This window comes from Chryseobacterium sp. FH1, assembly GCF_000735135.1.
In the GTDB taxonomy this organism is placed as follows: Bacteria; Bacteroidota; Bacteroidia; order Flavobacteriales; family Weeksellaceae; genus Epilithonimonas.
The window spans coordinates 230,563-254,200 of sequence record NZ_JPLZ01000005.1 but is presented as its reverse complement, the minus strand read 5'-3'; the positions used below and the strand labels follow the sequence as shown (position 1 = coordinate 254,200).

Annotated in this window: 23 protein-coding genes; 19 read left to right on the top strand and 4 right to left on the bottom strand. The window is 37.0% G+C overall.

From position 1 onward, the window contains the following. Window positions 1–38: 38 nt before the first annotated feature. Window positions 39–1,412, bottom strand: a complete 1,374-nt coding sequence (locus tag IO90_RS06935; protein WP_034965345.1) for a glycoside hydrolase family 28 protein — start codon at window positions 1,410–1,412, stop codon at window positions 39–41. Window positions 1,413–1,588: 176 nt separating this feature from the next. On the opposite strand from IO90_RS06935, the gene IO90_RS06930 reads away from it, so the two are divergent. From IO90_RS06930 to IO90_RS06910, 5 genes are all read left to right on the top strand, one after another. Next, window positions 1,589–2,281 carry an ABC transporter ATP-binding protein gene (locus IO90_RS06930; RefSeq protein ID WP_034965344.1) on the top strand — a complete coding sequence of 231 codons (693 nt, stop codon included), beginning with the start codon at window positions 1,589–1,591 and terminating at the stop codon, window positions 2,279–2,281. A gap of 103 nt (window positions 2,282–2,384) precedes the next feature. Beyond that, window positions 2,385–3,614, top strand: a complete 1,230-nt coding sequence (locus IO90_RS06925; RefSeq protein WP_034965243.1) for an ABC transporter permease — start codon at window positions 2,385–2,387, stop codon at window positions 3,612–3,614. A gap of 82 nt (window positions 3,615–3,696) precedes the next feature. Beyond that, window positions 3,697–4,965, top strand: coding sequence for an ABC transporter permease (locus IO90_RS06920; protein ID WP_034965241.1), 1,269 nt, complete (start codon window positions 3,697–3,699; stop codon window positions 4,963–4,965). Between the two features lies 1 nt (window position 4,966). Next, window positions 4,967–6,394 carry a hypothetical protein gene (locus IO90_RS06915; RefSeq protein WP_034965240.1) on the top strand — a complete coding sequence of 476 codons (1,428 nt, stop codon included), beginning with the start codon at window positions 4,967–4,969 and terminating at the stop codon, window positions 6,392–6,394. 18 nt (window positions 6,395–6,412) lie between these two features. Beyond that, on the top strand, window positions 6,413–7,609 hold the full coding sequence (locus tag IO90_RS06910) for an efflux RND transporter periplasmic adaptor subunit (protein WP_034965237.1): 1,197 nt from the start codon (window positions 6,413–6,415) through the stop codon (window positions 7,607–7,609). Window positions 7,610–7,810: 201 nt separating this feature from the next. Here the strand turns inward: IO90_RS06910 and IO90_RS06905 are convergent, their stop codons facing one another. The 3 genes from IO90_RS06905 to dapF all read right to left on the bottom strand — a co-directional run bounded on the left by IO90_RS06905 (window position 7,811) and on the right by dapF (window position 12,536). Next, window positions 7,811–10,336 (bottom strand): TonB-dependent receptor domain-containing protein, encoded by a 2,526-nt coding sequence (locus tag IO90_RS06905; RefSeq protein WP_034965236.1) that lies wholly within the window; start codon window positions 10,334–10,336, stop codon window positions 7,811–7,813. 255 nt (window positions 10,337–10,591) lie between these two features. Beyond that, the gene (gene mltG / locus IO90_RS06900; RefSeq protein WP_034965233.1) at window positions 10,592–11,617 is read right to left on the bottom strand and encodes an endolytic transglycosylase MltG; all 1,026 of its coding nucleotides are present in this window, start codon (window positions 11,615–11,617) and stop codon (window positions 10,592–10,594) included. Window positions 11,618–11,681: 64 nt separating this feature from the next. Further along, window positions 11,682–12,536, bottom strand: coding sequence for a diaminopimelate epimerase (gene dapF, locus IO90_RS06895; RefSeq protein WP_034965342.1), 855 nt, complete (start codon window positions 12,534–12,536; stop codon window positions 11,682–11,684). A gap of 414 nt (window positions 12,537–12,950) precedes the next feature. On the opposite strand from dapF, the gene IO90_RS06890 reads away from it, so the two are divergent. The 14 genes from IO90_RS06890 (at window position 12,951) to IO90_RS06830 (ending at window position 23,637) form a co-directional block, all read left to right on the top strand. Beyond that, entirely contained in the window at window positions 12,951–13,508 is a 558-nt protein-coding gene (locus IO90_RS06890) for an RNA polymerase sigma factor (RefSeq protein WP_034965232.1), read from the top strand. Window positions 13,509–13,521: 13 nt separating this feature from the next. After that, window positions 13,522–14,391, top strand: coding sequence for a lipoyl synthase (lipA, locus tag IO90_RS06885; protein WP_034965229.1), 870 nt, complete (start codon window positions 13,522–13,524; stop codon window positions 14,389–14,391). A gap of 850 nt (window positions 14,392–15,241) precedes the next feature. Beyond that, complete coding sequence (locus IO90_RS06880; protein ID WP_034965227.1) at window positions 15,242–15,493, top strand: AtpZ/AtpI family protein; 252 nt, start codon at window positions 15,242–15,244, stop codon at window positions 15,491–15,493. Further along, window positions 15,477–15,848 carry a hypothetical protein gene (locus tag IO90_RS06875; protein WP_034965225.1) on the top strand — a complete coding sequence of 124 codons (372 nt, stop codon included), beginning with the start codon at window positions 15,477–15,479 and terminating at the stop codon, window positions 15,846–15,848. The genes IO90_RS06880 and IO90_RS06875 overlap by 17 nt, the downstream gene beginning before the upstream one ends. Window positions 15,849–15,908: 60 nt before the next feature. Continuing rightward, the gene (atpB, locus tag IO90_RS06870; RefSeq protein WP_034965223.1) at window positions 15,909–17,024 is read left to right on the top strand and encodes a F0F1 ATP synthase subunit A; all 1,116 of its coding nucleotides are present in this window, start codon (window positions 15,909–15,911) and stop codon (window positions 17,022–17,024) included. Window positions 17,025–17,062: 38 nt separating this feature from the next. Further along, a complete protein-coding gene (gene atpE / locus IO90_RS06865) occupies window positions 17,063–17,254 on the top strand; it encodes an ATP synthase F0 subunit C (protein ID WP_027384648.1) in 192 nt (63 codons plus the stop codon). 83 nt (window positions 17,255–17,337) lie between these two features. Next, complete coding sequence (locus IO90_RS06860; RefSeq protein ID WP_185094383.1) at window positions 17,338–17,838, top strand: F0F1 ATP synthase subunit B; 501 nt, start codon at window positions 17,338–17,340, stop codon at window positions 17,836–17,838. Window positions 17,839–17,843: 5 nt separating this feature from the next. After that, window positions 17,844–18,380 carry an ATP synthase F1 subunit delta gene (atpH, locus tag IO90_RS06855; RefSeq protein WP_034965219.1) on the top strand — a complete coding sequence of 179 codons (537 nt, stop codon included), beginning with the start codon at window positions 17,844–17,846 and terminating at the stop codon, window positions 18,378–18,380. A 17-nt stretch (window positions 18,381–18,397) separates the two neighbouring features. Continuing rightward, window positions 18,398–19,975 (top strand): F0F1 ATP synthase subunit alpha, encoded by a 1,578-nt coding sequence (gene atpA / locus IO90_RS06850; protein WP_034965218.1) that lies wholly within the window; start codon window positions 18,398–18,400, stop codon window positions 19,973–19,975. A 70-nt stretch (window positions 19,976–20,045) separates the two neighbouring features. Continuing rightward, window positions 20,046–20,918 (top strand): ATP synthase F1 subunit gamma, encoded by an 873-nt coding sequence (atpG, locus tag IO90_RS06845; protein WP_034965216.1) that lies wholly within the window; start codon window positions 20,046–20,048, stop codon window positions 20,916–20,918. Between the two features lie 395 nt (window positions 20,919–21,313). Next, entirely contained in the window at window positions 21,314–22,669 is a 1,356-nt protein-coding gene (locus tag IO90_RS06840) for a hemolysin family protein (RefSeq protein ID WP_034965214.1), read from the top strand. Between the two features lie 12 nt (window positions 22,670–22,681). Further along, window positions 22,682–22,984: an ATP-dependent Clp protease adaptor ClpS gene (locus IO90_RS06835; protein WP_034965213.1), complete on the top strand. Its 303-nt coding sequence runs from the start codon at window positions 22,682–22,684 to the stop codon at window positions 22,982–22,984. A 229-nt stretch (window positions 22,985–23,213) separates the two neighbouring features. Further along, window positions 23,214–23,351, top strand: coding sequence for a hypothetical protein (locus IO90_RS18965; RefSeq protein WP_165570249.1), 138 nt, complete (start codon window positions 23,214–23,216; stop codon window positions 23,349–23,351). After that, entirely contained in the window at window positions 23,341–23,637 is a 297-nt protein-coding gene (locus IO90_RS06830; protein WP_051878378.1) for a type II toxin-antitoxin system RelE/ParE family toxin, read from the top strand. The genes IO90_RS18965 and IO90_RS06830 overlap by 11 nt, the downstream gene beginning before the upstream one ends. Window position 23,638 lies beyond the last annotated feature (1 nt).

The window sequence follows — 23,638 nt, the reverse complement described above, 5'->3', positions numbered from 1 at the left end:
TACAATTGAAATTTACAATCGGATACTTTTCATAAACTTTAATGTTTAGAAGATGGGATTTGTTCTTCTTTACCAATAGTAACATTATTAAAAATAATATTCTCTGTATTGGTCATGCTTATTGCATTCTTTGCTTCATTGATTTTTACATTAGAAAATACAATGTTATTTACCTTCTTCGTAGGATAACCCTGTATTATGATTCCAGCGTTGGTCGCTTTTTTAACTTTGAAATTATTGACAAACAAATTATGGATGTCTGTTTCGTGACCTTCGCCTTCCCCTTTGTAGAAAGATGTGATGTAAATTGCATCCTCTACCTCTCCAAAATCTACATTGTTGATGTAAATATCCTTGATGTAACCACCTCTGTCAGCATTAGATTTCAGATATAGAGCACGTTTGCAATAGCCGGCAAAGGTCGAGTTTTCTACAAAAACGTTTCTTACGCCAGATGACATCTCACTACCAATCACAATCGCATGCAAACCTTTAAAACGGCTATTTCTAACGATAATGTTTTCTGATGGCATATTGGTTTCTCTGCCTTCTCTGTCTCGCCCAGCCTTGATGGTGACATTGTCATCTGCGTTGTCAAAATCTACATCATCTATCAAAACATTTTTAGAATATTCTATGTCGAAGCCATCATTGTTTTTGTTTTGAGAATCAAATTTTACTTTCTGAGCGGTGATGTTTTCTGATTTTAGGAAATGAACACACCAGAATGGAGCGTTTGTAATGGTAACACCTTCAATCAAAATATTTTTACTTTCAAAGAACTGAACAAGCTGAGGTCTTAAAAAGCTGTCTTTCCCGAAGATTCTTTCCTTTACAGGCGTCATCTTCAAGTTCATATCTCTGGTTTTTGCCTGTGCAGGTTTTTGCTTGTCGTACCATTGGCTGAAACCATCTTTGCCATTTCCATCAATTGTTCCTTCACCAATTATCGCAACATTTTCTACTTGATAGGCGTAAATCAAGGGACTGTAATTATAAATAAGTGTCCCTTCCCAACTCGTGAGAACGGCAGGAAGGTAATCTTTTTCATTTGTTCCAAAGATTATTTTTGCATCTTTTTGTAATTCCAAAGTCGTGTTGCTTACGAAGTGAATCGGCCCGTTAATCAAGTAAACGCCTGCCGGAACTACTATTTTTGCGCCTTTTTTTGCCTTGCTTTGTTTCATTGCTTTGTCAAAAAAAGGTTTGTTATCTGTTTTAGAATCGCCCTTGGCACCGAGATTTGTAATTAGAATTACATTTTTTGAAACTTTGGGAGCTTCTATTTTTTTAAGAATATTGTCAATTGCACGAGATTCAACAGTTGCAGTATCAAGGATGTTTATGTTAATTTTTGCACCAAAGCAAAAAAATGAAAGACTGTAGAAAACGATTAGAATAATTTTTTTCATTTTATTTTTATTGAGATTTTTTATTTCGTTAATAATAATAAAAATCATTGTAATGATGGTTGATTTTCACGGTTAATGTATTGTTTTTTTCTATTTAAGTGGTTTTTATCTTTTTTGATGTAACAATTCAGCAATCGGATTTACTTATATGTAAAATCCAGACAATGTCTCATCCCATTCTAAGAATAGAAGATATCAACAAATCCTACGACACAGGCAAGAGCAAATTGCACGTTCTCAAAGGCATCAACCTGAATATCAACGAAGGCGAATTTGTTTCTATTATGGGAAGCTCCGGTTCCGGAAAATCGACATTGCTCAACATCATCGGTATTTTGGACGAAGCAGACAACGGCATCTACGAGTTGGACGGCGTTCCCATCAAACATCTGACAGAAGTCAAAGCCGCGGAATACAGAAGCCGTTTTCTTGGATTTATTTTTCAGTCTTTCAATTTGATTAATTATAAAACAGCATTGGACAATGTGGCGTTGCCGTTATATTATCAAAATGTTTCCCGAAAAGAAAGAACCAAACGCGCCGAAGAATATCTTGAAAAAGTAGGACTTTTAGCTTGGGCAAATCATCTTCCCAGTGAACTTTCCGGAGGACAAAAACAAAGAATCGCCATTGCAAGAGCGCTCATCACAGACCCAAAATTAGTCTTGGCCGATGAGCCAACCGGAGCATTGGATTCCAAAACGACACACGATATTATGAAGTTGCTTCAGGATATTAACAAAGAAGGAAAAACAATCGTCGTCGTAACACACGAGCCCGATGTGGCCGCACAAACCAAAAGAAACGTCGTCCTGAAAGACGGATTGATAGAAAGCGATACATTCATCAATCAAATTGTTTTAGATTAAAATATTTAAAAATGGCTTCGAGAGCCTCAGCCTGACAAACTGAAAGAGAATCTCAATCCTAAAAAAAACTAACAACTGACAACCATCAACCAACAACCAAATTATGTTTGACTTAGACCGCTGGCAAGAGATTTTTAGTTCCATTCGCAGTAATGTATTGCGGACGGTGCTTTCTGGGTTTACGGTGGCTTTGGGATTGTTCATTTTCATTGTATTATTTGGCATTGGAAACGGTCTTAATAATTCATTTGCCAAAGCATTTACAAGAGATGCAACCAATCTCATTATGATTTGGGCCGGCAAAACCACTGTTCCTTATGCAGGTTTGCAATCCGACAGACAAGTGACTTTCAACAATGATGATTTTGATGCCATCGTGAAAGAAAGCGAGGGGAAATTAGAATACGCTTCGCCGAGGTATCAAACCAGTCTTACTGTGAAATATGGAAAAGAAAGTGGTGGTTATCAAATCAACGGTGTTTTGGGCGACGAGAAATTCCTTGAGAACAGAACAATGATTGATGGACGATACATCAACCAACGAGATAATGCGCTGAAACAAAATGTAGCTTCCATCGGAAGAATGGTTTGGCGAGATCTGATCCGAGATGGAAATCCGATCGGGAAAGATCTAGAGATCAATGGGACGATGTTCAAAGTGGTTGGTGTTTTCTCAGATCCTGGCGGTGACTGGGACGAGCGACATATTTCGGTGCCACTTTCGACATTGCAACAGATGAAGAAAAGTTCTGACACCATCAGCACCGTAATGTTGTCTTATGACCCAAATATGACGCCGGATCAAGGGGTGAAATATGGGAACGAATTAGAGAAAAGTATCAAAGCACGACATAAAATTTCTCCGGATGACCAGCAAGGGATCAGAATCAATAACAATGCGAAAAATACACAGGATTCATTTGCTTTTCTGTTTGTGATCACTGTCGTTGTAGGATTTATCGGACTTGGAACTTTGCTTGCGGGAATCATTGGGATCAGTAATATTATGGTTTATATCGTAAAGGAGAGAACCAAAGAAATCGGTGTCAGAAAAGCGATTGGCGCAAAACCAGGTGGCATCGTCGCATTGATTCTTCAAGAAAGTATTGTGATTACGGTGATTTCAGGAATTGTTGGCGTTGGCTTGGGCGTTTTGGCACTAAAACTCATTGGAAATAATCTCGAAGAATATTTCATCACAGAACCTTCCGTGGGTTGGGGATTGATCGCTTCTGCATTTTTCTGTCTTTTGCTTTCGGGAACCATCGCTGGATTTGTACCAGCCTACAAAGCTTCCAGGATTAAACCAATTGAAGCATTAAGATCAGAGTAAAAGAGAAACGAATCAAGAACAAATAGACAAGATCAAGACTCAGCAAAACCATCAACTATCAACCAACAACCATCAACCAAAAATGAACATACTTTTCAAAAGAGATACCTGGCAAGAAATCTATTATTCCCTTCGGAATAATAAGCTCCGAACGTTTCTCACGATGATTGGCGTTGGTTGGGGAATGTTCCTGTACGTAAGCTTGCTTGGCGCGGCGAATGGAATGGAAAATGGGTTCAATAGATTGTTCTCAGGTTTTGCGACCAACTCGGTTTTCCTTTGGCCACAAAGTACCAACATTCCGTACGAAGGTTTTCCAAAAGGCAGAAAGATGGATCTTCACTTGAAAGATATTGAATATATCACCAAGAAAGTACCCGAAGTCGATTATATTTCGCCCCAAAGTGTGAGAGGGAATTTTGGAACGCCGGGCGATCAGATCTCTAGAAACGGGAAGAAAAATACATATATGATTACGGGGGATTTCCCAGTTGGTAATCAGATTTCTAAGAAAAAATTGTTGTTCGGAAGATATATCAATGATGCTGATATTCAATCTAAAAAAAATGTGATCGTGATAGGAGAGGAGATCTACAAAAATCTTTTCGATGCCAAGAAAAACGAGAATCCAATTGGAAAATCAGTCAATTTGAAAGGGATATTTTTCAATGTCATTGGCGTTTTCCGAGTGCCAAGAGGTGGCGGGATGGAGAATGACCAATCGGCTTATATTCCATTTTCAACTTATTCCGGAATGTATAATGAAGGCGACAAAGTCGGATTTTTCGCGATCGTTGGAAAGCCAAATGCCGAAGCCGCGGTCGTAGAAGCTAAAGTGAAGGATGAGCTTAAGAAAATCAACCACGTTTCACCAGAAGATACGAATGCGTTTGGAAGTTTCAATCTCGCTAAAGAGTTTAAAAAACTAACAGGATTTCTGACCGGAATGCAATTGCTGACCATCATTGTCGGAACCTTGACTATTTTGGCCGGTGTCATCGCGATTTCAAATATTCTATTAATTACAGTGACAGAGCGAACCAAAGAAATCGGAATCCGAAGAGCTTTGGGCGCAAAACCAGCTGAGGTTCGAAATCAGATTCTGTTGGAAAGTGTTGTGATCACGCTGTCGTCGGGACTTTTAGGATTTTTGTCAGGAATATTTTTGCTCATTATTCTAAATATTGCGACGATGAACAATGATGCTTTTCCGTTTTATAATCCAACAGTCGATTACGGAAACGTTTTCTCCGCCATGGGAATTATGATTTTCCTTGGATTGATCATCGGATTGATCCCCGCACAAAGAGCGGTGAAAATTAGACCAATTGAAGCTTTAAGAACCGAGTAACATGAAAAAAATAATTCTATTTTTTATTGTTTTATGTTTTGCCGAAACAATTTCTGGACAAGAGAAAAACTTTTTCATCATCCAGGAAAGTGAGGTTTACAGTTTGTTTAATTTTATGCAAACTGCCTCAAAAAAGCAAGGCACATCTTCGACTTATCAAAAATACATCGATTCAAAACTTGGTTCTAATGAGGATTTTAAAAAGCTGATCAAAGATTTTAAGTCTATTGATTATAATGTTGGAATCGTAAGACAAGATTATCCTCAGACCAGAAAAAACCGAAGAAGTTATTTGGATTTATTGATTCCAAATGCGGTAAAATCTAAAGATGTCGATGATTTTAATGAAAGAATCACTGGAATTTTGCCAGTTAGCGAACAGCTAAAAATTTACAGAACATTGAAAAGTGCTTTGCCATATTTCAAACAGTATGTATGGAATGATAGCGAGCCTAAGATTAAAAAGCAAGTAAAAGAACTTGAAAAATATAATGATTTGAGCTCTGACTTATTCATCAGATTCAATCGTTTTTATAAATCTTCTTGGGATACAGAAATCCCGTTTTATGTGGCCCTGTATCCAATTCCTGGAAAAATTGGGACAACAACTGCCGTCCCACACGGAAATGCATTGTGTGTAGGAAGCATGGTAGAATCTACCGATGTAAAAGGAAGTTTGGGCGTTACTTTGCACGAGATGTGTCATATCTTATATCATGAGCAAAGTATCGAAGTTCAAACTGAATTGGAGAAATATTTTAAAGAAAGCAAATCGAAATATGCCAAGCTCGCTTATTCGTATTTCAATGAAGCTATGGCGACTGCCCTGGGAAATGGCTATGCTTATAAAGTCGTGAACAAGGGTGTTTTGGATAAAGAAATATGGTACAACAATCCAACCATCGATCTTTTTGCAAAAGCCATCTATCCTTTGACAGAGCAATATCTAAATGAAAATAAATCGATTGATAAGCGTTTTATAGATCAGGTGATTGACAAATTTGCTGAGACTTTTCCAGATTGCATTTATGAATATGCGCCCAATTTCAATACGGTGAATATCTATACAGACCAACTCGACGGCAATTTTATTTTTGATAACTTTTTTGAGTATTTTGAGGCCAATAGTGTTGGGATTTCTAGTCCAATGAAAAACGTGTCGCAAAGTCCAAAGCTGTTGGATGATGATTCGTCTTTTATCATTCTTTTGGACAATGATCAAAAAGAAAATCTGAATGAACTGAAAAAAGCATTTCCTGAAATCCGAAAGATCAATTATGAAAAGTCAATGCAAAACATCAGTTTTATAGATTGTAAAGGTAGAATGATCATCATTCTTTTCATCAATAAAAAAGAAGATTTAGGGCCGGCATTTGAAAAATTGGAAAAGCATAAGAAGCTGGACATCAATAAATTAATTCAATATTAAAAACTATACTTCTACATAATGGAAAAAGAAAAAAAGAAATTTACATTCAAAAAAGCATTGTCCATATTTTTCGGATTGCTATTCGTGGTCGCGGTGGTAGGCGGAGTTGGTTATCTCATAAAATCCAATTCTCCAGAGAATGAGGTGTTTCTTACGAGAAAACCGACCATTCAGAATCTGGATGACAAAGTGATGGCAACCGGCAAGATCGAACCTCGCGAGGAAATCGAGATCAAACCAAATATCTCCGGAATCATCCAAACCATCAACGTTGACGAAGGTGATAAAGTGACTGCTGGACAGCTTATCGCAACCATCAGAATCGTTCCGAACGTCACAGATGTGAACAATGCGACTATGCAGATCAATAATTCTCAAATTCAACTAACGAATGCCAAGATCAACGTTGAAAATCAAAAGAAACAATTTGAGATGCAGGCAAAACTGTACAAGCAAGGTGTGATCTCCAAACAAGAATACATCACGGCTCAGCAACAGTTGGAGACCAATATCCAGCAACAGAAATTGGCAGTTCAACAGTTGAACGCGGCTCAAAAACAATTGCAAATCGTGAGAACTGGAGCGACACCGGAACTTCAAAGCATGGCAACCACGCAGATCCGTGCGAAAGCGGCGGGTGTAGTTTTGGAAATTCCTGTGAAAGTAGGAAGTCAGGTGATCGAGGCCAATGCCTTCAACCCTGGAACTACGATTTGTTCTATTGCAGATCTTAATGCCTTGATTTTCAAAGGTGATATAGACGAAGCACAAGCTGGAAGATTACAGCAAGGGATGGAAATGAAAGTGGTTATCGGTGCATTGCAAAATAAATCTTTCCCTGGAAAATTGACGCTCATCGCACCAAAAGGAAAAGAAGAAAGTGGAACGATAAAATTTGCTGTAGAAGGCGATGTTTACAACAAATCTGGAGATTATATCCGCGCAGGATTTAGTGCAAATGGAGAAATCTTATTGAGTTCTAAGAAAAATGCATTACTTTTGGACGAGTCGCTGATCCAATATGAAAAGGGCAACAACAAATCCTTTGTAGAAGTGAAACAGCCGAAAGGAAACTTCAAAAAAGTTTATGTTAAGTTGGGATCAAGTGATGGGATCAATGTTCAGATCCTTTCCGGAATCGATAAGAACGCGGAAGTGAAAGTTTGGAATCCATCAGATAAAGACAAAGAAGAGCTGAAGGAACAAAAGAAATAGACCTTTAAATTATAATTGTTAAAAAGATCCGTCTGGTATTCATAGCTAGACGGATTTTTTATTTTTAAGATTATTAAAATAGATATAAATTCTAGTCGAAGTAATTTGAGAAATCAACACAGATTTTTTTTGCGATGTAACTTTAATAAAAAAAATCCTGCAAAACAATTTGCAGGATTTTTAAGTATGGTCTGTTTGAAATTACATTGGACCTTGTTCGTCACCACCAGTATCGTTGGCGTTAATATCTTTTTTACGTTTTGGCTGTTCAACTTTTTCTCCTTGCTTAAATTTGTAGGTAAATGAAACTGCAAATTGTCTTGGTTGCCATTGCATATAATTCTCAGATGTGAATCCATCACTAAAATTCATATTACGCATCGCTCTGGTATTGAAGACATCTTGAATATTAAGAGAAATGGTTCCATTGCCACTAAGGATCGTTTTAGATGCACCAAAATTAATTGCATACATTGGCTTTCTCTCTTGGCTTGCCGTATTTTGAGGTCCTCTGTAAAAACCTTGAACTTGGAAGCTTAGCGTTTTATCAAGTTTGAAAGTTGAAGTTAGTCTTGATCTCACAGAAACACCCTCTCCGTCAAATGATAAAGGTTTTGTCATTAAGTTTGGATCAAAAAATTCACCGGATGTATTGTAACCGAAGACATCTACATTTCCTAAGAACTTAAGCCATTTTGTCGCGTCCCAGTTGAAGTTAACTTCCATACCATATCTGTCATTTGTTCCCACATTGACAGGTTTGGAATGAATTACGTTTTGTGGTTGACCATTGATGTTTTCAATTCTGCTGTAAGCAATCAAGTTCACATTGTCGGTCTCGTGTCTGAAATAAATTGTTGGGTTGATGGTGAATTTATTTTTAGATATACTGTAACCGAATTCATAAGAATCAACGTACGACGGATTCAAGTCGATATTACCATCAAAAATATTGAGGTTGTTATTATAATTTGGGTTAGGAATCATAAAGAAAGATCTCGGTCTGTCTATCCTTCTGGAATAGTTCACCAAAAATTGATTGTCCTTTGACAGCTCATAACTCAAGAAAATACTTGGGAAAAGATTGTTATAGTTCTTTTTTCTGTTATCTACCGGGTCAGTTCCTTGTAAATTATGATAATCAATAGTTATGTTTGACTGTTCATCTCTCAAACCAACTTGGTAACCAAGTTTTCCGATTTTACTTTTAAACTGAAGATAAAATGCATTGAACATTTCTTTATAGTTAGCGGTGTAAGAATATAGACCTAAATAACGTAGATCAGAATTTCCACTAGTGCTTTCCTGCACCATATTATTGTAGTCATTTTCATTGACATCCAATCTATATCCTGCACTCAAAAAAGAATATTCGCCAATTGGCAATTCATAATCTATTTTACCAATTATGTTTTTGTTGACTGTTTTTTGATTGACGATATTTGATAAATTGAATGCCCCGTTTTTAGTTTCATCAATTCCTGTAAAATTGTTGGAGCCATTTCTTTGCAAGCTTAATGAAAATGAAATATTTTGCCCATTGTCATCAAATTTATGATCCAATCCAAGATCACCTTGGAAAGCTAAATTGGTACTTCTTCCGGTATTCAAACGTTGCGTGAAATCGGATCCGCCGGAAAAGAGGCTCTCAAAAGTGTTAGTGTAACCTTTACTGTCATGCGCAAAAGTTCTAACAGTTCCGGAAGCATTTACGGATGTTTTCTCTGTGATGTCATAAATTAATCCTGTGCTAGCATTGTAGTTTTCGTTCTGGCTTTCAGTTATAGATTCAGAGTTTCTGTTGGATAACAGATTGATGCCGTTGTTTTCGTAATTTACATTATTTCGGTTCGTGTTTTTAGATTCACGATATCCGCCTCCACCATTCACGAAAACTGTCAGATCTCCTTTTCTCCAGCTAAGGTTTGTGTTTAAATTGGTTTGAGGAAGATATCCTAATGTCCCTGTCACACTTCCATTGAAACCTGCTTTTTTGTTTTTCTTCAAGATAATATTTAGAATACCAGCCGTTCCACTTGCTTCAAATTTTGAAGAAGGATTGGTTATGACTTCAATTCTTTCAATCTGATCAGCAGGGATACTTTGCAAAGCGTTTGCACCATCATCAATTCCTAACAAAGCAGATGGTTTTCCATTGATCAAAAATCTAACGTTAGAACTTCCACGCATAGAAACTGTTCCATCGGTATCTACCTCAACAGATGGGACGTTGGAAAGAACATCTTGCAAACTTCCACCCTTGCTTACGATATCTTGCGAAGGATCATAAGTTCTTTTATCAAGTTCTACTTTGTAAGGTTTTGTGCTTGCAGCGGTGATTACTACCCCTTGGATATCAGTAGTATTATTTAGATTTGCTTTTCCGTCAGAAGTAATTACGAATGGGGCAATAGCTCCAGCTTTCGTTATCGCTACTGTTTTGGTGAATTTTTTATAATCTACAGCCTCGATGGTGACATCGTAGTTTCCAGGAACCAAGTCCAATTTGTAATTCCCATCTACATCTGCCAAAACCGCATCGCTAAATTGCGCATTTTGAGTATTCTTAAAAGTGACAGATGAATAGCCGATTCCGCCATTTGCATCTTTAACGTTTCCAGAGATGTTCACTTTTTGCTGAGCCATCACAAAGCTCGCTGCGCCTATGGTCAGGGCAAGCCCAAACGCTCTCTTTTGAAATACACTTACAATTTCCGTTCGTTTCATTCCTTTTATTTTTGAGCCATTGCTCTATTTATTATTATATTCCAGCTTGTTTGAATTTTTAAAATCTCGCTGATTTGGCAGATTCAGCTGATTTTACTTTTAAAATAAATCTGTAAAATTTGCCTGATCTGTGAGAGAAACAATTCTATTTGATAATTATTTCTGCTTACCAATTTTTATTGAATCAATTTCAAACAGACTTTAATTATTTAAACTTTTAAAGCCAATTGCAAAAAGCTAATAGCCATCAGCAACCTATTTTATATCTTTCTTGTTCAGCCAATCTTGGTAGGCTTTCGCATTTTTCGCGTGCTCTACATCGCTGTGCGTGAATTTATGATAGCCAAATCTCTCAGGATCGGCACACATAAAAATGTAATTGTTGTTTTCCGCATCCAAAACCGCATTCAAAGAATTCTTGTCCACAATACAAATTGGTCCCGGCGGAATTCCGACGTTCGCATAAGTATTGTATGGTGAAGGTTCTTTCAGATGTCTGTAATATACCCGCTTTATTTTTTGAGTGAAATTATTAGCTTTGTTCACCGCGTAGATCACCGTTGGGTCACTTTGCAATTTCATTCCTTTTTTATAACGATTCAAATACAATCCGGCGATTGTTTTCTGCTCATCGGGTTTTCCGCCAGATTCTTTGTAAACGATGGAAGCCAAAGCATAGATTTGCTCTCTCGATAATCCGGATTGCTTTTCTTTCTCAATTTTTTCCGCAGTCCAAAACGCTTTGTATTCGTTATCGAATTTCTCGAAAAACTCTTTCGGCGTCACAGTCCAGAAGAAATCATAAGTATTATTAAAGAAATATTTCTTTAGATCTTCAGCATTTTTATAACCTTTGTTAATCGCGATTTTATCCAGCTCATTCGCGAATTTTGCAGAATCCATTTCTGTCTTTTTAGAAACTCTGCCAATCATTTGGTAAACGTCATCAAAATCTTTGATTCGGAAGGAATTCGGCGTTTGATTGCCTGCGAGAATCATATTTACGATTTCGCGGTTGTTCATTCCGGATTTTAATTCGTAGCGTCCAGCTTTATAATTTTCAGCAAGTTTTTTATCTTCTGCAACACTGGTGAAGTAATCTTTATTTTTGATGAGAGGCGCAATCGAGTCAAAGATCTGCTGAGGTTTTGCATTGTGTGGAATCAAGACAAATCCATCTTTTTCCACATTGTTACCCGCATATTTATTGTAAAATCTAATTCCGAAAAATCCCAGAATTACGATGGCGACAACAAAAATTATTAGAATTATTTTTTTCATAGTTTAAAAAAGTAAAAGAGATTCAGAATTTTAAAAATCTTTTAATCGTATTCTATTATTTTTATTAAATAGAAATTGTTCCGCTAAAAACCTGACTTGCTGGTCCTTTCAGCCAAATGTCATTAAATCCCGCTCCATTTTTCTCGGCATAAACTTTCAATTTTCCACCCAAAACCTTTACTGCAACGGAAGTTTGATTGTTTTTATCCATAAAAGTTAAAGCCGAGGCCGTAACGCCTGTTCCGCAACTGTAGGTTTCATCCTCTACGCCACGCTCGTAAGTTCTCACGAAAATCTCTTTATCAGACAAGGCTTCCACGAAGTTCACGTTGATACCTTCTGCTTTGTATGTCGGTGAATTGCGGATTTCGTTACCGTTTTTGAAAACATTATAATTATTTAACATTTCCACGTATTTCACATAATGTGGCGAACCGGTGTTCATCACAAAATCTTCTCCGTCATTATTAATATCAGTGACATCAATCATTTTAAGCTTCACAATGCCGTTTTTGATTTCCGCTTTATGAAGTCCATCGATGGCGTCAAAAGTCGTTTGGTCTTCGAAGATGTCTAGGAAATGAGCAAACGCCACGATGCATCTTCCGCCGTTTCCGCACATTGTACTTTCGTTTCCGTCGGAATTGTAATAAACCATTTTGAAATCTGCTTTATGATCTCCCCTTACGGTCGGGGTGAAATCATTTCCCTTTAGGGTCGGGGTGAGATTATCTCCCTTTAAGGTTGGGGAATCATCATTTTCAAGAAGAATCAGACCGTCTCCGCCAATTCCGAAACGGCGGTCGCAAAGTTTTTCGATGAGTTCTGTGCTTTTTGGAAATTCGAGGTCGCGGTTGTCGATCATTACGAAATCATTTCCGGTTCCCTGATATTTGTAAAATTTGATTTGTTTGTTCATAGTTGTTTCATTTTCAGACAGAACACGAGTTGTAATTCGGTTTTGTTTAATTTTCTGAATATTAGTCAATTAATAATTTTTCACTTGCAAAAATCAAGCCCGTAAAATTAATCTTTTTAACGACAATCTAATCTTGATATTTGTTATTTAAATTAAATCTAAAATGATGCGGAATCAGACAATTTTAATTTACATTTCTAAAGTTCTATTAACCACATAGAAACATAGTTTTTTATAAAGAATTAAGGTAAAATAGTGAGAAAATTAGCTCTATTTTATCTTTTTCACTGTAAATATTCAACTTTTCTATGTGTCTATGTGGTTCGATTATTTTAAACAAACTTTATAGAATTTTTCAATCTTTCAATTGTTTACTCTTTTAATTTTTATACCTTATCTTTGTTCGTCGAAAAAATGAAAGAAGATCAGTTACTCACAGTCATCATAAAAGCCCGAGACAAAGATCAAAAGGCTCAGACACAACTCATTAATTCTTTTTGGGTGGATGTCTTTTCTTTTGTGATGAACAAAGTGAAAGACGAGAATGACGCAGATGAGATCACAGTTTCGGTATTTTCAAAGGTGCTGAATAAGTTAGATCTTTTCGATCCCAGCTTTCAGTTCAAAACCTGGATTCTGACGATTGCTCAAAATACAATCATCGATTTCTGGAGAAAGAAAAGCCGAGAAAACGAAGATCCAAACGCCAACTTGCAGGATTTGAAAAACGAATTTGCAAGATCGCCGGAGGAGTTGTTGATTTCCGAAGAGGATCAGCAAAAGATCATTCAAATCATCGAAACGATGGATGCGAAAAATCAAGACATCATTCGACTCAGGTTTTTCGAAGAGAAAAGCATCAAAGAAATCGCAGAAGAGCTCAATCTTTCTGTGGCCAATACAAAAGTGAGAATAATGCGCGCCAAAAAGATCTTGGCCGAATTGTTAAAAGAAGACGAAACCGATTTTTAAATTTAAGATCAAAATGGAGGATTTAATTCAACAAGACACAGCCGTTCAAAAACCAAAATGGATCCGCGTAAAATTGCCGACTGGTAAGAATTACCGCGAACTGAGACATCTGGTGGATAAATATAAGCTGAACACCATTTGCCAAAGTGGAAGTTGTCCAAATATGGGCGAATGTTGGGGCGAAGGAACCGCAACGTTTATGATCCTCGGAAACATCTGCACCAGAAGTTGTGGATTTTGTGGTGTGAAAACTGGAAAACCCTTGGATGTGAATTGGGATGAGCCGGAAAAAGTAGCACGTTCTATCAAATTAATGAAAATCAAACACGCTGTTTTGACTTCGGTTGACCGCGATGATTTGAAAGATATGGGTTCGATTCTTTGGGGTGAAACGGTGAATGCTGTTCGTAGGATTTCTCCGGGTACAACGATGGAAACGTTGATTCCAGATTTTCAAGGCATCACAAAACATCTTGACAGAATGGTAGAAGTAGCGCCAGAAGTGATTTCCCACAATATGGAAACTGTAAAACGTTTAACCAGAGAAGTGAGAATTCAAGCGAAATACGAAAGAAGTCTTGAGGTTCTCAGATATTTGAAAGAAGCTGGACAAAATCGTACAAAAACTGGCGTAATGTTAGGTCTTGGTGAAACAAGAGACGAAGTTTTCCAAACCATTGAGGATATCAGAAATGCAAATGTGGATGTGATTACAATGGGCCAGTATCTTCAGCCGACCAAAAAACACCTTCCTGTGAAAAGTTTCATCACGCCAGAACAATTTGACGAGTATGGCGATTTTGCAAGAAGCCTAGGCTTCCGTCACGTGGAAAGTTCGCCTTTGGTAAGGAGTTCTTATCACGCAGAGAAGCATATTCACTAAGAATTTTATCAGATTTAAAATAAAAAATACCTATATGGTAGTCATGGTCGGATGAAAATTCCGACCATTTTTATGTTTAAGTCTTTAAAATTTTATTAGGATCACCATTTGCAAATATGATTAGAATAGCAGTAGTAATATCTCTAAGCTCCATTGCAACGCGTCTTTTAGCCGTTTTATAGCTTAGATTATTTGCTTTTTTATAGATCGGCAAAAGCATCACAACAATCATCGTCATGTAAACCATGAATACCGTTTTGTTTGACAGAGACACTGTCTTTTACAACTTCATAATCCTCCCATTTTTGAGATTTTTTTCATTAATAAAAGATTATGTTTCTTCAAACTTTCTATTTTATTCCTCATATAATGAATTTAACAGACTTTTCATCAAATCCTTTATCGCCCTTGCGGATTGCAAACCTCTGTCTATCAAATAAATGTTGCCGTGATTCGGATCTCTTTTCACGTGTTTAAGGATGGTCTCAGGAAGCGAAGTTGCTTCTCTAACCGATATAAATATTTGATTATCAGTTAAGTATATGAAATTAAGGCGAATTACAAAGATGAAACATTGAACCAATTAATTAGATACATTTTCTTAATCAGGAAAAACAAAAAAGCCGGAAGAAAAATCTTCCGAGCATTACTAGCTCCTCCATAGCTTTTGCTTATCTTAATGATCGGTTTCTATTAACGGTTCCACCGCTCCGTGGCTTTTAAAATTTCACCTTAAAATTCTTAATCATATTCACATCAATTGATCTTCATTTCAAACATTGATCCATAAACTTCCATCTTCCAATCTCCGACTTCAAACTTTAATACTTACTTTTGCAAAAATCAAATTTTGGAAGACAAACAAAATAATCCTTCAGGTGCATTGCGGAAATATGGAAAATATTCTTCCGTAGTTTTCCAGATGCTATTCATCATCGGGATTTCTTTTTGGGGTGGACATCAGTTGGATCTTTACTTCAAAACCGGGTCCAATGTTTTGGTTTTGGTGATTGGACTCAGCGGACTTTGTCTTTCATTATACACCACATTGAAAAGACTCGAAATTTTAAATAAAGAAGAAGAAAATGCAAAACAAAAGTAACATCGTCATCAGTGTCTTATTTTTCTTGACATTTATCATTCACTTCGCGATTTGGAAGTTCGTTTTCCATTTGGATGAAGTCATAATCATCAAGTTTTATCTCTTCTTAAGTGTCATTTTTATGATGATGATAACACTGCTTTTAATCATCAACAGAACAGTTCCGCAATTCTTGGGAATGTCTGTATTGGGACTCATTACGGTAAAATTTGGATTGATGTATTTGATCAAGAATAAGCTTCATTTCGATGATATTCCCAATTTCAAATTCCATTTTATCATTCCATATTTTGTTCTGACTGCGTTGCTTACCTATTATGCAATACAGTTAATTAATTATGACAAAAAACAGTAAAATTATTCTTCCAAAGCAAAAAAATAGTCTATTTTTGCAAAACGAAAAAAAAATCTATCGATGCTAAAGAAAACAGCAATTTTATTTTACAGTTTATTCACGTTTACAACGGCTTTCGCTCAACACGAAACTGTTGAAAACCAACACGGTAAACCTGTGACTGAAACGCCTGCACTTTCTGAAAAAGATGAGAGAGCGAAAGTGGTGAAAGAATTTGTAGATCATCACATTCTGGATGCTCACGACGTTGCATTGATGGTGAAAGACGGTCATCACATTGGTTTCCCGTTGCCAATTGTCATTTACGATGAGGGTTTCCATACGTTTATGAGTAATACGAAAGGCGTAGATGGTCACGAGTTTATCCACGGTTCTCCAGTAGAAAGTGATGGTAAATTCTACACACTCAACCACGAAAAAATTTACAGAACAGATTCCAAAGGAACTTTGACTTTAGATGAAGCACATCACCCAACGGAGAAAAGAGTTCTAGATTTATCTATCACAAAAAGTGTTTTGACGATTTTGTTTGTAGCGATTGTATTGCTAGTTATTTTCGGAGGAATGGCTAGATCTTACAAGAAATCTTTGGTGCCTTCAGGTGCTGCGAAGTTCCTTGAGCCACTTATTATCTTTATCAGAGACGATATTGCTATTCCAAATATTGGTCACAAGTACAAGAGATTTATGGGTTATTTATTAACAGTATTTTTCTTCATCCTATTCTTGAACGTTTTAGGTCTAATGCCTTTCGGAATCAATGTAACTGGTAACATTGCGATTACATTCTTCTTGGCGATCTTGACTTATTTGATCACAACTTTTTCAGGGTCTAAAGATTACTGGAAGCATATCTTCTGGATGCCAGGCGTTCCTGTACCAATGAAGTTTATTATGATGCCAATCGAATTGTTGGGAACATTGACAAAACCATTTGCATTGATGATTCGTCTTTTTGCGAATATGACGGCAGGTCACATCGTTGTAATGACATTGATCGGGTCAATTTATATCTTCCAAAACTGGATCGCAGGTGTTGCATTTCCGTTTCTGACATTGGTTATTTATTTACTAGAAGTATTAGTTGCGTTTTTGCAGGCCTATATTTTCACGATGCTCTCCGCTTTGTTTATCGGAATGGCGGTAGAAGAACATGAGCACGATCACGCTCATTAATTAAATTAGAATAAAACAATTTTTAAATTATATACATTATGGAAATTCCTAGAATTATTGGTGCAGGTCTTATTGTACTAGGTGTAGGTATCGGTCTTGGAAAAATTGGTGCTGCTGCTCTTGAAGCGATCGCTAGACAACCAGAGCAATCTGGAAAGATCCAAACTGCTATGCTTATTGCTGCTGCACTTGTAGAAGGTGTTGCTTTCGCTGCGTTGTTCGCATCATAAGCCAAAAAAACAAGCATTGTTACAGCGGTTGGCTGTAGCAATGTTTTATATTTAAAAATTTTCAAAAAAATTAATCTAACGATATAATGGAATTACTTCATCAGTTTTCATCAGGATTGTTTATCATCCAGTCCATCATTTTTTTAGCTTTGCTTTTCTTACTAGGAAAGTTTGCCTGGAAACCAATTCTTAAATCAATAGACGAGAGAGAAACATCTATCATCGATGCTCTTAATCAAGCTAAATTGGCTAAACAAGAAATGGCCCAGTTGAAAGAAGATAACGAAAGAATCCTTCGTGAGGCTAGAGCTGAGAGAGATGGTATCTTGAAAGAAGCTAGAGATATGAAAGATAAGATCGTAAATCAAGCTAAAGACAGCGCTAAAGTTGAAGGCGAAAAAATGATTGAAGCGGCTAGACAATCGATCCAGACTGAGAAAAATGCTGCAATGGCAGATATCAAAACTCAGATCGGAACTTTGTCTGTGAGCATCGCTGAAAATATCCTTAAAGAGAAATTGGACAACGATGGCGCGCAGAACGCTTTGGTAGAAAATATTCTTAACAAATCTAACCTTAACTAATAAAGATGTTAACATCTAAAGTAGCTAAAAGATACGCTCAAGGTCTATTAGACTTCACGCAGGAGTCTGGTAACACAGATGCTGTTTTCGGTGAGATGAAGGATATTGTGAAAATCATGTCTTCTTCCAAAGAACTGAATCAGTTTGTGAATACGCCGATCATCGATGCAAAAAAGAAAGAAGCGATCGCTTTGGAGATCTTCAAAGATTTCTCTCAGGTGTCTCAGAACATCATCAGATTGGTCATCAAACAAGGCAGAGAATCTCAGCTTAGAAATATCGCTCAGGAATTCATCAATAAAGTAGAAGACATTAAAGGTACACAGCGTATCTCTTTGGTAACAGCTTCTCCTTTGTCGCAAGAAAATATTCAGAAGATCATTACGGATTCCAAAATGGTTAATGTTTCTAACTATGATTTGGAAACGATTGTAAAACCAGAGATCTTGGGAGGTTATATCCTAAGAGTGGGAGATCAGCAGATCGATGCGTCAGTGAGAACAAAACTGGGCAATATCAAAAAAGAATTTCAACTTAATTAAGAAAAAACAACCATATAATGGCAGAAATAAATCCGGCAGAAGTATCAGCGATACTGAAGCAGCAATTAGCAAATTTCGATACTCAATCTAACGTAGAAGAAGTTGGAACTGTATTAACCATCGGTGATGGTATTGCCCGTGTTTACGGTTTGGAAAATGTGCAGTACGGAGAATTGGTAAGATTCCAAGCTGGTGTAGAAGGTATCGTACTTAACCTTGAAGAAGATAACGTTGGTGTTGCACTTCTTGGTGAATCCAAATTGGTAAAAGAAGGTGATACTGTAAAAAGAACAAACAGGATCTCTTCTATCAAAGTTGGTGAAGGAATGCTTGGTAGAGTTGTAGATACTCTTGGTAATCCTATCGATGGTAAAGGACCTATCCAAGGAGAACTTTACGAAATGCCATTGGAAAGAAAAGCGCCGGGAGTTATCTTCCGTCAGCCGGTAACAGAGCCACTTCAGACTGGTATCGTTGCTATCGACTCTATGATCCCTGTAGGAAGAGGACAAAGAGAGTTGATCATTGGTGATAGACAAACTGGTAAAACAGTTGTGGCTATCGATACCATTATCAATCAAAAAGAATTTTATGATGCTGGGCAACCAGTATATTGTATATATGTTGCAATTGGGCAAAAAGCTTCAACTGTAGCACAGATCGTTAAGACATTAGAGGACAAAGGTGCTTTGGCTTACACGGTGATCGTTGCGGCTAACGCTTCTGACCCGGTTCCAATGCAGGTTTATTCTGCAATGGCTGGTGCATCTATCGGTGAGTATTTCAGAGATACTGGTCGTGCAGCTTTGATCGTTTATGATGATCTTTCAAAACAAGCGGTTGCTTACCGTGAGCTTTCTCTACTATTGAGAAGACCACCGGGACGTGAGGCTTATCCAGGTGACGTTTTCTACCTTCACTCCAGACTATTGGAAAGAGCGGCAAAAGTAATTGCTGATGACACGATCGCTTCTCAAATGAACGATTTGCCAGAATCTCTAAGACCGATCGTAAAAGGTGGTGGATCTTTGACAGCACTTCCAATTATTGAAACTCAGGCTGGTGACGTTTCTGCATATATCCCAACAAACGTAATCTCTATTACAGATGGTCAGATCTTCTTGGAGACAGACCTTTTCAACTCAGGAGTTCGTCCGGCGATCAACGTTGGTATCTCTGTATCCAGAGTTGGTGGTAATGCACAGATCAAATCAATGAAAAAAGTTTCTGGTACATTAAAACTTGACCAGGCTCAATATAAAGAATTGGAAGCGTTTGCTAAATTCGGTTCTGATTTGGATGCTGCTACAATGGCAGTGATCTCAAAAGGAGAAAGAAACGTGGAGCTTTTGAAGCAACCGGTTAACTCTCCACTTCCGGTAGAAAACCAAGTAGCGATGATCTACGCAGGAACTGAGAATCTATTGAGAAATATCCCTATCAAAAAGGTGAAAGAATTCCAGGTAGAATATGTGGATTTCTTGAAAAACAAACATCCAGAAGTAATGGCAGCTCTCAAATCCGGAAAAATTGATGATCAATTGACTGGCGTTTTGAAGCAAGTAGCGACAGAACTTTCTGCGAAATACAACTAAAATTAATTCAAAATTCCGAATTCAAAGTTCAAGATTTTGAATTCGGAATATTAAATTTTGAATCCTTAGAATGGCAAACTTAAAAGAAATACGAGGCAGGATTACATCTATATCTTCTACGATGCAGATCACAAGCGCTATGAAGATGGTTTCCGCTGCGAAACTAAAGAAAGCGCAAGATGCGATCGTAATGCTAAGACCTTATTCTGAAAAACTTCAGGAGATCATACAGAATGTAAGTGCGGCGTCTGATGCAGAGAACATCTCGGAATTTGCATTGGAAAGAGAAGTCAAAAAAGTACTTTTCATCACCGTGACTTCCAACAGAGGTTTGGCTGGAGCTTTCAACTCATCTGTGATCAAAGAACTTAACATCCAGTTTTCTGCAAACGAAAACACGGAGATAGAAGTTTTGACAGTAGGTAAAAAAGCCTTCGATGCGGTGAGAAGAAACAAAGCCGTTTACGAAAACCACAGTTCACTTTTCGACAATCTTTCTTTCGATCACGTTTCAAATATGACGGAGAAGGTAATGTCAGACTTCAAAGCGGGCAAATTTGATAAAGTCTATGTTGTTTACAACAAGTTTATCAATGCGGCAACGCAGGAGGTAGTGACAGAGCAGGTTTTGCCAATTTCATCAGCAACAGAAGAGAAAACTGGTTCAGCAGATATCAATGTAGATTATATCTTCGAACCAGGCAGAAAAGAGATCCTGGACGTTTTGATCCCAAAATCCATCAAGACTCAGATCTTCAAAGCCATTCTAGATTCCGTAGCATCAGAGCACGGTGCAAGGATGACAGCAATGCACAAGGCGACCGACAATGCAGACGCGCTTAGAAGTGATTTAAAAATCTTCTATAACAAAGCAAGACAGGCAGCCATCACCAACGAAATATTAGAAATTGTTTCCGGAGCAGAAGCGCTCAAGAACAGTTAATAAAGATAAAGTTAAAGTTAGTAGTTAGTTATAAAAAGCATTGAGGGTCAAACTTCAGTGCTTTTTATTATTTAGGACAGTCTGAATAAATGAAATTATTTTTATTTGGGCAGCTATTTCCGCCTTCCGTTCCCAATCTTTTTTGCAGACGATTTCCATTTAAATAGAAATTAAGTCTACGCAAAAAAGGATTTCCACTCAAGTCGGGCTGCAGATCCTCCATAAAATCATTATTTCAATCTAAAAAGAAATTTTGCTTGTCAAAATTCCCATCCTCTGGAGGGGATTCAAAAATTCGAAGAATTTATGACGGGGTGGTTTATCTCATTTCTAACATCTAATTTCGAAGTTAAAAAAAATATCTATCTTTGCACAGATTGTATATACAACATTAAATGGATTCTGATAGTTTAGTCAAACTTCTTATAGCATTATTTCTAGTTCTTCTGAATGGCTTCTTTGTAGCCGCCGAATTTTCGATAGTAAAAGTACGTTATTCCCAAATCCAGATCAAAGCGGCTGAAGGGAACGCAGTGGCCAAACAAGCCGAAAACATCATTAAGAATCTTGATGCCTATCTCTCAGCAACACAGCTTGGGATCACACTTGCTTCCCTTGCCTTAGGTTGGGTAGGAGAGAGTGCGTTGCATCACATCATAGAAGCAATATTCCACTCGCTCAGTATAGAATTGGCTGCGGCAACGGTAACCACCATCTCTGTAGTTTGTAGTTTCTTATTGATCACGATCATGCACATCGTCTTCGGAGAATTGGTTCCTAAGTCAATTGCCATCAGAAAATCAGAAGCTACTACGCTTTTCATCGCTTATCCATTGCACGTTTTTTATAATGTATTCCGTCCATTCATTTGGTTGATGAATTCATTATCCAACGCGTTCTTAAAATTAATCAAAATATTTCCAGCTTCGGAACACGATATCCACTCTACAGAAGAATTGCAATTGTTGGTAAAACAATCAGCAGACAGCGGAGAAATTGAAGAAGAAAATTATGAGATCATAAAAAATGCTTTTGATTTTACGGATCACAATGCAAAACAAATTATGATCACGAGACAGAATATCTCGTCCATCGATATCAATGATGATCCGGAAGATATCATAAACCAAATTATGGAAAGCGGTTATTCCCGTATTCCGGTTTACGAAGGTTCTATCGATAATATTATCGGGATTTTCTACACAAAAGAAATCATTAGAGAATATATCAAAAGCAAAGGCCAAGTTACTCACGAGAGTTTGAGAGGCTTTATGAGAGAGGCGTTCTTTGTGGTTGGAAGCAAGAAGATTTCGGATCTTTTGAAAGTGTTCCAATTCAAGAAACAACATATTGCCATCGTGATCGACGAGTTTGGTGGAACCGAAGGAATCATTACGCTGGAAGATATTCTGGAAGAATTGGTTGGGGAGATACAAGATGAGGAAGATGAAGAAGAAAAAATCGTGGATAAAGTTGGTGACAATGTTTATTGGGTGAAGGCCACTCAGCCTTTGGACGAGATCAATGAGCAATTGCCGAAGAATATTCCACCATCGGAAGAAGGCGAATACAACACGCTTGCAGGATTTATTTTAAACGAATTGCAAGATATTCCAGAAGAAAATCAGGAATTTGAATATGGTAATTATCATTTTAAAATCTTGAAAATGCAAAACAAAAGTGTAGAATTGGTAGAACTTCTGTATGATAAACCTTTATTGGAAGATTTGACCGACGAAATCACGGAATAAAAAATCAACGTTATGAAAATCTACAACAACAGATCTTATGACGAGCCAAAACGCCAGTACGAAGAGGAAGTATTGGTGATGGAAATGGAAGACGAAGTATATAAACTCGTGGTACACAACGACGATGTCAACACTTTCGATTTCGTGATTATGTGTCTCATCGATATTTGTGAACATACGCCGGAACAGGCAGAACAATGCACAATGCTGATCCATTACAAAGGAAAATGTACCGTGAAAACAGGCGCATTAGAAAAATTGAAACCGATGCATCATGCATTATTAGATAAAGGACTTAGTTCCGAAATAGTATAAATTAAAACGATTGCTTTGCGGTCGTTTTTTGTTTTATAAAGTGGTCAATCATAATTTTTAAAATTCTATACTTGTCTGCTAAAAATATTATATTTAATTTCGTTAGACGAAATGCAACGGAGAATAATTTTAATCTAAAAGTTTTATATTATGATTTCTTATAACGTGTCTATTCCAGATGAGAAACAGTCTTTTTTTCAAGAGTTTTTAGAAAGTATTGGAGCCAATTATGAAAAAAAAACAAAATGATTTTCAACTATCAGAAAAACAGAAAAAAGTCTTGGATGAAAGATTGAAATCTGATAAAAAAGATTTTGTCCCAGCTAGAGAAGCCTTGAATAAACTTCGTAAAAAATATGAGATATAATCTCGTAATTCTAGATCAAGCTCAAGAAGAAATAAACCAAGCCTACAAATATTATTTGGAGATTTCCTTCTCAGTGATGAAATCGTTTGATGACCAACTAGAAAAGGCTTATCAATCTTTAGAAACAAATCCATTCTTCCAATTTCGATACAAAAGATTAAGAGCCTTGCCTTTCAAATCTTTTCCATATATGATTTTCTTTGATATAAATGAAGAAGAAAAAGTGGTTTATATTTATTCAGTTTTCAATACAAACCAAAGTCCAGAAAAATATCCAGACAGGTAAT